We start from the raw sequence: 11,218 nt of genomic DNA, 5'->3' as shown, positions 1-11,218 counted from the left end.
ATCACGGCTCTCCCAGCTCGTCGTCGATCATTGCGAACACTTCGTCCTGGGAGGCTGCGTCCAGGTCCCAGCTCTGCGCGGCCCTGCCGCCCGAGGTGACGACCGAGTCGGGGCTGACCCGGCGCAGCAGTTTCTCCAGCCGCTCCGCCACCTCGCCCCTGACCGGGTCGTCGTCCCGCAGGGTGGCCAGCTCGACGTCCAGGCGGTCCAGTTCGGCCAGCATCGGGCTGGTGTACGTCTCGTCGCCGAGCACCAGGTCACGCAGGTAGCCAACGAGGTCGGCGACCGTCGGATAGTCGAAGACGAGCCCGGCCGGCAGCTTGTGGCCGACCAGGCCACCGAGGCGGTTGCGCAGCTCCACGGCGGTGACCGAGTCCAGGCCGAGCTCCGAGAAGGGGCGGGTGAGCGGCACCGATTCGGCCCCGTCGTGGCCGAGGACGGCCGCGGCGTGGGTGCGGACCGCATCGCGCAGCACCCGGTCCTGCTCCTTGCGGGTCAGGCCGAACAGCCGCGCGGCGAGGGCGGAGCCCTCCGTGCCTCCGGTACCCGCCCCGTCCCCGGCCGTCTCCTGGGGGCGCTGGACCTCCGCGAGCCCGTACAGCAGAGGGCTGGGCCGCGCGGCGGTGTAGGCCCGCTGGAACTTGTCCCACTCGATGTCGGCGAGGACCACGAAGGTGTCGTCGCCCGCCAGGGCCCGCTCCAGGGCGAGGGTGGCGCGCTGCGGGTGCATGAGCGGCACGCCGTGCCTGCGGCGCAGATCGGCGACGGCGTCCTTCTCCGCCATGCCGCCCTGGGCCCAGGCGCCCCAGCCGATGGAGGTCGCCACGTGGCCGTGGGCCCTGCGGTACCAGGCCAGCGCGTCCAAGTAGGCGTTGCCCGGCGCATAGTTGCCCTGGCCCGCGGCGCCGAAGGTGCCCGCCGTGGAGGAGAAGAGCACGAAGGCCGACAGGTCCGCGTCCGCGGTCAGCTCGTGGAGGTTCCACGCGGCAGCCGCCTTCGAGTGGAACGAGGCGGCTACGCGGGGAAGGGTCAGCGTCTCCAGCGGGCCATCGTCCAGGGCGGCGGCGGTGTGGAAGACCGCGGTCAGCGGCAGCTCCTCCGGGATGCCGGCCAGGGCGTCCGCCAATGCGTCGCGGTCGCCCGCGTCGCAGGACAGGACCGTCACCCGCGCTCCCGCGGCCATCAGTTCGGCCCGCAGCTCGTCGGCGCCGTCGGCATCGGGGCCGCTCCTGCTCAGGAGCATCAGGTGCTCGGCGCCCGTCTCGGCGAGCCGGCGTGCGAGGTGGCCGCCGAGCGCACCGGTACCGCCGGTGATCAGGACGGTGCCCCGGGGGGGCTGCCAGGCGCCGTCCCGTCCCACGGACGCGGCGACGCGCACCAGCCTCCTCGCGAGGACGCCGGAGGGGCGCACCGCGAGCTGGTCCTCGCCGGTCGCACCGGTCAGCAGGCCGCAGAGCCGGTCGACGTCCTGCTCCCCGGGCTCGGCGGGCAGGTCGATCAGGCCGCCCCAGCGGTCCGGGTTCTCCTGCGCCGCGACCCGGCCGAGGCCCCACACCATCGCCTGGCGGGGTCCGGTGAGTTCGGCGCCGCTGCCGGTGCTGACCGCGCCGCTGGTGACGCACCACGTGGGGGCGGTGACCGCGGTGGCGGCCAGTGCCTGGATCAGCCCGAGGGTACGGGTGAAGCCGAGAGGGACGCCGGGGTGCGCCGGGTGGGAGTCCTCGTCCCGTCCGGTCAGCGCGAGGACTCCGGCCGCGTGCTCGTGCCCTTCGACGGCGCGCAGTCGTACGGAGATCTCGTCGACGTACGGGAGCTCGCCCGCGGTGGTGGCGTACTCGGCGCGTTCCGCGGGGAGCAGGACCTGGCGGACGGTGCCGCCGCGGCGCTCGATGCCCGCCCCGATGGCCCACACCGTCGGGTCGTCGGCGTGCTCCTCGGGCACGACGAGCAGCCAGGTGCCGGTGAGGCGGGCCGGGGTGTCCTGGACCGGCGCCCATTCGATCCCGTAGCGCCAGGCGTCCACGAGGGACTCCTCGCGCTGCTTGCCGTGCCAGGCGGAGAGGGCGGGCAGGACGGTGGCGAGCGAGGAGCGCACGGAGTCGTCCGCCACGCCGAGCGCGGCGGCGAGCGATTCGGGGTCGCCGCCGTCGACCGCCGTCCAGAAGGCGCTGTCGACGCCGGAGCCCGCGGTGTCCTGCGCGGGGGCGGGGGCGTCCAGCCAGTAGCGCTGGCGGTTGAACGCGTAGGTGGGCAGGTCCACGGTGCTGCCACCGTCGAAGGTGCTCGACCAGTCCACGGGGACGCCGGCGACGAACAGTTCGGCGAGGGAGGTCAGCAGTCTGCTGCGGCCGCCGTCCCCGCGCCGCAGGGTGCCCGCGACCACGGGGGTGACCGCGCGGTCCGCGAGGCTGGCCTCGATGCCGGTGGTCAGGACCGGATGCGGGCTGACCTCGACGAAGACGCCGTGGCCCGCATCGGCGAGGGCCCGCGCGGTCTGCTGGAAGCGGACGGGCTCGCGGAGGTTGCGGTACCAGTACTCGGCGTCGGCCACACCGTCGTCGAGGAGCCCGGCGGTGACGGTCGAGTACATCGGCACCCGGGACGGGCGCGGGGTCACGGAAGCGGCGAGCTCAAGGAGGGCCTCGCGCAGCTGCTCGACCTGCGGGGTGTGGGAGCCGTAGTCCACCGGAATGCGACGGGCCCGTACGCCGTCGCGCTCGCACGCGGCCATCAGCTCGTCCAGCGCTTCGGCCTCACCGGCGACGACCGTGGACCGAGGGCCGTTGATCGTGGCCACGCTGATCCGGCCCGCCCAGGGCTCGATCAGCTCCTCCGCCGCGGCCTCGCCGACCGGGACCGACACCATGCCGCCCTGGCCGGCCAGTTCCCGCCCGATCAGCCGGCTGCGGAGCGCGACGATCCGCGCGGCATCCTGGAGGGAGAGCACGTCGGCGACCACCGCGGCCGCCAGCTCGCCCTGGGAGTGGCCCACTACAGCAGCGGGCTGGACCCCGTGCGCGCGCCACACCGCCGCGAGCGAGACCATGACCGCCCACAGCATCGGCTGGATCACGTCCACCCGATCCAGCGACGGAGCGTCCTCACGCTCGCGCAGCACGTCCGCGGGCACCCAGTCGATGTGCGGGGCGAGAGCCGCCGCGCACGCGCCGAACCGCTCCGCGAACGCCGCTGAGGAGTCCAGGAGTTCGGTCGCCATGCCCGCCCACTGGGAGCCCTGGCCGGGGAAGACGAAGGCGGTCCTGATGTCGCGTGCCGCAGTGCCCCGGATCACGCCGGGGGTCTCGTCGCCGTGGCCGAACGCGGCCAGGCGACGCAGCAGTTCCTCCCGGTCACGGCCGATGACGACGGCGCGGTGCTCGAATTCCGCCCGGGTGGTCAGGAGCGAGCGTGCGATGTCGACGATGCGGGCCTCGGGAGCGGCGCTGACGTGGGCGTGCAGGCGCAGGGCCTGCTCGCGCAGGCTTTCCGGGCTCTTGGCGGAGATCACCCACGGCAGGTGGTCGCCGGCCTCCTCGGCGGCATCGGCCCCGGGCCCGGGCTGGGCCCCGGCCCCGGGCTCCGGGTCGTATTCGAGGATGACGTGGGCATTGGTGCCGCTGATGCCGAACGAGGAGACGGCCCCGCGTCGCGGCCTGCCCGTCTCGGGCCACGGCACGCTCGCGTCGGCGAGCCGCACACCGGCCGAATCCCACTCGATGTGCGGCGTCGGCTCGTCCACGTGCAACGTCTTCGGCACCACCCCGTGCCGCATCGCCTCGACCATCTTGATGACGCCCGCGACACCGGCAGCGGCCTGGGTGTGACCGATGTTGGACTTCACCGAGCCGAGCAGCAGCGGCTCGTCCTCCGGGCGGTCCTGGCCGTACGTGGCGAGCAGCGCCTGCGCCTCGATCGGGTCGCCGAGCGAGGTCCCGGTGCCGTGCGCCTCGACGGCGTCGACATCGGCGGGGGTGAGCCCGGCGTTGGCGAGGGCCTGACGGATGACGCGCTGCTGGGCGGGACCACTCGGCGCGGTCAGGCCGTTGGACGCGCCGTCCTGATTGAGCGCGGAGCCCCGGATCACCGCGAGGACGGGGTGCCCGTTGCGGCGTGCGTCCGACAACCGCTCGACGACGAGCATGCCGACGCCCTCGGCGAAGCCCATGCCGTCGGCACCGGCGGCGAACGCCTTGGAGCGGCCATCGGGCGCGAGGCCACTGATCCGGCTGAACTCCACCATGGGGCGCGGGGTCGACATGACGGTGACACCACCGGCGACCGCCAGCGTGCAGTCGCCGCTGCGCAGGGCGTGCGCGGCCTGGTGCAGGGCCACCAGCGACGACGAGCACGCCGTGTCGACGGTGATCGCGGGGCCTTCCAGGCCGAGGGTGTAGGCGATGCGGCCGGAGGCGACGCTGTTGGCGCTGCCGTTGCCCAGGTAGCCCTCGTAGCCGGTGAGCAGCTGGGGGAAGCGTGCGGCGTAGTCGTTATAGATCAGCCCGGTGAAGATGCCGGTCGGGGTGGCGCGCAGGGTGCCGGGGTCAATGCCGGCCCGCTCCAGCGCCTCCCAGGTGGCCTCCAGGAGCAGCCGCTGCTGGGGGTCGGTGGCTTGGGCCTCGCGGGGCGACATTCCGAAGAAGCCGGGGTCGAAGTCCGCCATGTCGTGGAGGAATCCGCCGACCTTCGCGAAGTGCAGCTCGGGGTACTCGGCGTTGTGCAGATCGACGGAGTCCCAGCCGCGGTCGGTGGGGTAGTCGCCCATGGCATCGCGCTCATCGCTGAGCAGCTGCCACAGCTCTTCGGGCGAGCCGACACCGCCGGGGAAGCGGCAGCTCATGCCGATGATGACGATCGGGTCGTCGTCCGAGGCCGAAGCCACGGCGGCCGGGAGGACGCGCACCGGCGCGACGCCCGCATCCACTCCGAGCCGGACGGCGACTTCCGCAGCGAGGGCGGCGGGGGTCGGGTGGTCGAAGACAGCCGTCACCGGCAAACGCAGTCCCGTGGCAGAGCCGATCCGGTTACGCAGCTCGACAGCGGTGAGCGAGTCGAAGCCCATATCACGGAAAGCACGTCCGGCCTCCACCGCGCCCGCAGTCCCATGGCCCAGGACGAGGGCGGCCTGGCCACGCACCAGCTCCGTCAGCTCACGCTCCCGCTCAGCCGGAGCCAACGCGGCAAGACGCTCACGCAACCCGCCACCACTACCCACCGCAGTGTTCGCCGCAGCCCGCTTGACCGTCGTGCGCACCAGAGCGCGGAACAACGGATCCAAGGGCCGCTGCTCGCGCAGCATGCCCAGATCCAGGCGGACCGGAACGGTAGACGGATACGGCAGGCGCACCGCGGCATCGAAGAGCGCCAGGCCCTCCTCCGTGGCCAGCGGCCTGATACCAGCCCTGCGCATACGGTCCAGATCGGCCGTGCCCAGCCCACCCGTCATCGCACTGCGATCGGCCCACAACCCCCAGGCCAGGGAATGCGCGGGCAGCCCTTGGGCGCGCCGCTCTTGAGCCAGCGCGTCGAGGAAGGAGTTCGCCGCCGCATAACCGCCCTGCCCCGCAGAACCGAACACGCCAGCGGCCGAGGAGAACAACACGAACAACGCCAGGTCCCGGTCACGAGTCAGCTCATGCAGGTTCCACGCCGCGTCCACCTTCGGGCGAAGAACAGAATCGAGGCGTTCAGGAGTCAGCCCGGAGACGACACCGTCGTCCAAAGCTCCGGCGGCGTGCACCACACCACACAGCCCGTCGAGCCCGTCCAGGAGCGCGCCCAAGGCCGCACGGTCAGCAGCGTCGACGGCCTCGATCCGCACCGTGGCACCCAAAGCGGTCAGCTCAGCGACCAACTCCGCAGCGCCCTCGGCGGCCGGACCCCGCCGGCTGGTCAGCACCAGATCCTTCACACCGTGCTCGGAGACCAGGTGGCGGGCCACCGCCGACCCGATGACCCCGGTGCCACCGGTCACCAGCACGGTGCCCGTCAGCCCGGCCCGCGGGTTCGTCAGGACCACCTTGCCGATGTGCCGGGCCTGACTCATGTGCCGGAAGGCCTGCGGAGCCTGACGGGTATCCCACGCGGTCACCGGCAACGGCGCCAGCTCCCCGCTCGCGAAGAGCTCCGCCAGATGCGAGAGCATCTCCCCCAGCCGGTCGGCACCCGCCTCACCAAGATCGAAAGCCCGGTAACGCACCCCACCGTAGGCGGCCGCCACCTCGCCGGCATCACGGATATCGGTCTTGCCCATCTCCAGGAACCGGCCCCCGCGCGGCAGCATCCGCAGCGAGGCATCCACGAACTCCCGCGCCAGACTATTGAGAACGACATCGACACCCCGCCCCCCGCTGTGCTCCAGGAACCGGTCCGCGAACTCCACACTCCGCGAGGAAGCAAGCCGCTCGCCAGCGACACCGCAGTCACGAACCGTCGGCCACTTCGCCTCACTCGCCGTCGCATACACCTCGGCCCCGAGATGCCCGGCCAGCTGAACAGCGGCCATACCCACCCCACCGGCCGCCGCGTGCACCAACAACGACTCACCCTCACGCAACCCGGCAAGATCGACCAGCGCGTAGTAGGCGGTCAAAAACGTCACGGGCACCGACGCAGCCCGGGCGAACGACCAGCCCTCGGGCATCACCACGACCATGCGACCGTCAGCCACCGCCGACGGACCCGCATACGAACCCGACAGCAGACCCATCACCCGGTCACCCACCGCGAGCCCGGCAACACCAGGGCCCACCTCGGTCACCACTCCCGCACCCTCACTACCGAACAACGCCCCGGTGTGCGGTACGACGCCCAGCGCCAGCAGCACGTCACGGAAGTTGACCCCGGTGGCGCGCACCGCGACCCGGACCTCGCCCGCTCCGAGGGGCTCGGCGGCGCGCGGGGCGGCCACCAGACGCAGCCCGTCCAGGGTGCCGCCCGTGTCGAGGTCCACGCCCCAGACGTCCGCGTCGGGCAGGGCCAGAGTGCCGGCGTTGGCCGGGGTGACCCGGCACAGGCGGGGTACGGACACGGCTCCGGACCGTACGGCGAGGGAGCTCTCGCCCGTGGCCACCGCACCGGCGACCCCGGCGGGCAGGGCGGCGGCGGACGACGGCGCATCGTCCAGGTCGGCCAGCAGGAAGCGGTCGGGGTGTTCGGAGTGGGCCGTACGCACCAGGCCCTGCACCGCCGCGTGCCCCGGATCGGGCCGCTCGCCGGGTGCCACGGCCGAGCCGCCGCGGGTCACCACGGCGAGCCTGGCCTCCTCCAGTTCCGGCAGGGCCAGCCACTCCTGAACGGCACCCAGCGCGGAGGCCAGCAGGTCACGGATGACGGCGGGGGCGGCAGCGGTGCCGTCGACGTCCGGTCGCGGGCAGGGCAGGAGCACGGTGTGCGGGACGGCGCCGCCGCTGCGGACACTCGCGGCGAGCGCGGGGAGATCCGCGTACCGTGGCAGGTCGAGGCCCGGCAGCCCTTCACCGATGACCACGGTCGATCCGCCGGCTTCAAGCGCCTGCTCCGAACCATGCTGCAGCGGCGCCCAGTTGACCTCGTAGAGCGAGTCGACGCTCCGGCCGGCGAGCGCGTCTGCGGTCAGTGGCCGCGAGGTGAGGGTCTCGATGGTGAGGACCGGCAGCCCGGTGTGATCCGTCAACCGGACCGAAAGGGCGTCGTCGCCCATCGGCGTCAGCCGGGCCCGGACCGCGGTGGCACCGGTCGCGTGGAGACGGGCCCCGGCGAACGAGAACGGCATCAGCCGGTCTCCCTGCCCTTCCAGCAGGGTCACCAGACGCGTCTGGAGCGCCGCGTCGACGAGGGCGGGATGCACCCCGAACCGCCCGGCGTCCCGGCCGGCTTCCTCCGGCAGGACGACATCGGCGAACAGTTCCTCGCCGCGCCGCCACACCGCACGGATGCCCTGGAAGACCGGGCCGTAGCCGTACCCCGTGGCTGCCAGGCGCTCGTACAGCCCGTCGATGTCCACGGCCTGCGCGCCGGCCGGCGGCCAGACGGTGTCCTGCGCGGACGGCTCTTCGACGGGTGCGGCGACCAGCGTGCCTTCGGCGTGACAGGTCCACTCGGAGTCGTCATCCTGCCCGGGGCGGTAGGCCCGGGAGTGCAGCCGCACCGCGCGCCGGCCCTGCTCGTCGGGGGCTTCGACGGCGACCTGGAGGTCGACCGCCGAGTCACCGGCCGGCACGACCAGCGGGGAGTGCAGGACGAGTTCGTCCAGCAGCTCGGTGCCCACGCTCTCACCGGCCCGCAGCATCAGCTCCAATACGGCGGCCCCCGGCACGAGCGCCCGTCCCATCACCACGTGGTCGGCCAGCCAGGGGTGGGTGTGCAGGGAGATGCGGCCGGTGGAGACGTGGCCGTTGCCGTCCGCGAGAGCGATGCCGACCGCCAGCAGGGGGTGGCCGAGCGCGGAGAGCCCGGCCCCGGACGTGCCTACGGTGCCGGTCCCGCCGTCCAGCCAGTAGTGCTTGGTCTGGAAGGCGTAGGTCGGCAGCGCGACCCGGCCGGTGTCGCTTCCCTCGAAGACCGCCGACCAGTCGGGCGTACCGCCGCGCACCCACAGCTCGCCGAGCGAGGAGAGGAACCGTCGGGTGCCACCTTGATCACGGCGCAGGGTGCCGCCCGCAAACACCTCGACGCCGACCGCCTCACCGGTCTCCTCGACCGGAGACGTCAGTACCGGATGCGCACTCACCTCGATGAACGTGACATGACCATCGGCGATGAGCCCGCGCACGGTCTCCTCGAAGCGCACCGGCTGCCGCAGATTACGGAACCAGTACTCCGCATCAGCCGCACCCTCGGCAAGGAGCTCACCGGTCACGGTCGAGTACATCGGTACATCACCCGCACGCGGCGCCACCGGAGCAGCCAGCTCCAGCAAAGCCTCACGCAACTGCTCGACCTGCGGAGTGTGGGAGCCGTAATCCACCGGAATGCGACGGGCCCGAACGCCGTCCCGCTCGCACGCGGCCATCAGCTCATCCAGCGCCACCGCCTCACCGGCAACAACCGTCGACCGCGGCCCATTGACCGTGGCGACACTGATCCGGCCCGCCCACGGCTCGATCAGCCCCAGCGCGGCATCCTCCGCCAACGGCATCGACACCATGCCACCCCGACCCGCCAACTCCCGCCCGATCAGCCGGCTGCGCAGAGCAACGATCCGCGCACCGTCCTCGACGGACAGCACCCCCGCCACCACAGCAGCCGCCAACTCACCCTGAGAATGGCCCACTACAGCAGCGGGCTGAACGCCGTGCGCGCGCCACACCGCCGCGAGCGACACCATGACCGCCCACAGCATCGGCTGGACCACATCCACCCGGTCGTAAGACGGCGCACCGGCCCGCTGACGCAGCACGTCCTCCGGAACCCAGTCGACATACGGCTCCAGCGCAGCCGCACACGCACCGAACCGCTCCGCGAACACCGGCGAAGAATCCAGCAACTCCACCGCCATCCCGGCCCACTGCGCACCCTGACCCGGGAACACGAACACCACACCGTCTTCCCTGTCCGCCCGGACCCCGAACGCCACACCCTCAGCCGGCTCCCCCGCCGCCACCGCCGCCAGGGCGGCCAGCAGCTCCTCACGATCCGAGCCCAGCACCACCGCCCGGTGCTCAAGACCCGCCCGCGACGACACCAACGCATGCCCGACATCCACGAGCGACACATCAGCCGACGACGATGTCACGAACTCCCGCAGACGCAGCGCCTGTTCGCGCAGCGCCTCAGCCGACTTCCCCGAAAGCACCCACGGCACCACACCGCCCACGGGCCCGGCCACCGGAGCCTGCTCCTGCTCCACCGGCGGGGCCTGCTCCACGATCACGTGCGCGTTCGTCCCGCTCACACCGAACGACGACACACCCGCACGCCGTACCCGGCCCGTCTCCGGCCACGCACGGCCCTCGGTCACCAGCTCCACCGCACCCGAAGACCAGTCCACCTTCGGCGTCGGCTCATCCACGTGCAAGGTCCTCGGCACCACACCGTGCCGCATCGCCTCCACCATCTTGATCACACTCGCCACACCCGCGGCGGCCTGCGTGTGACCGATGTTGGACTTGAGGGAGCCCAGCAGCAGCGGCCGCTCCTCGGGCCGGTCCTGGCCGTACGTCGCCAGCAGCGCCTGCGCCTCTATCGGGTCGCCCAGTGCCGTGCCGGTGCCGTGCGCCTCGACGACGTCGACCTCGGAGCCCTTCATCCCCGCGCTCGTCAGCGCCTGCCGGATCACACGCTGCTGCGCGGGGCCGTTGGGCGCGGTCAGTCCGCTGGAGGCGCCGTCCTGGTTGACCGCCGAACCACGGATCACGGCCAGCACCTGATGCCCGTTGCGCCGTGCGTCGGAGAGCCGCTCGACCAGCAGCAGGCCCACTCCCTCGGCCGCGCTCATGCCGTCGGCGGACGCGGCGAACGCCTTGCAGCGGCCGTCGCGTGCCAGGCCCTGTTGCCGGCTGAACTCCGTGAACAGGTCGGGCGTCGACATGACCGCGACCCCGCCCGCGAGCGCCATCGAGCACTCGCCGTTGCGCAGCGCCTGGATCGCGAGGTGCAGAGCGACCAGTGAGGAGGAGCAGGCCGTGTCCACCGTGACGGCGGGCCCGGTCAGGCCGAAGGTGTAGGAGATGCGCCCCGAGGCCACGCTGCCCGCGGTGCCCGTCATGGCGTGACCCTCGACCTCTTCGGGGATCGCGGGCAGCCTGCTTCCGTAGTCGCGGAAGCTGGAGCCGATGAAGACGCCGGTCCTGCTGCCCTCCAGGGCGTCGGGGGCGATGCCGGAGCGCTCGAACAGCTCCCAGGAGGATTCCAGCAGGATCCGCTGCTGCGGGTCCATGGCGAGCGCCTCGCGCGGCGAGATCCCGAAGAGGTCCGCGTCGAACTGCCCGGCGTCGTGCAGGAATCCGCCCTCGGCCACGTACGAGCTGCCGGAGCGCTCTCCGGTCACGTCCACCAGGGATGCCGCGTCCCAGCCGCGGTCGGTGGGGAGTCCGGTGATGGCGTCGCCGCCCTCGGAGAGCAGCCGCCACAGGTCCTCGGGAGAGGCGACCCCACCGGGGAACCGGCAGCTCATCCCGATGATCGCCATCGGCTCGCCGTCCACCGACTCCGCGGCCTTCAGCCGCGTTTGGGTCTCCTTCAGCTCGGCTGTGACCCGGGTCAGGTAGTAGCGGAGCTTCTTGGCGTCGTCCATGCGTGC

Annotated in this window: 1 pseudogene; it reads right to left on the bottom strand. The window is 72.6% G+C overall.

The annotated features are described in order from the left end of the window. Position 1: 1 nt before the first annotated feature. Positions 2–11,125: pseudogene (locus tag ACFYYT_RS00955) on the bottom strand (type I polyketide synthase); the annotation flags it as partial. Positions 11,126–11,218: the final 93 nt, after the last annotated feature.

Origin of the sequence: Streptomyces sp. NPDC002032 (genome assembly GCF_042890765.1) — a bacterium.
In the GTDB taxonomy this organism is placed as follows: Bacteria; Actinomycetota; Actinomycetes; order Streptomycetales; family Streptomycetaceae; genus Streptomyces.
The sequence above is the reverse complement of the archived record's forward strand: the minus strand, read 5'-3'. Positions and strand labels throughout refer to the sequence as shown.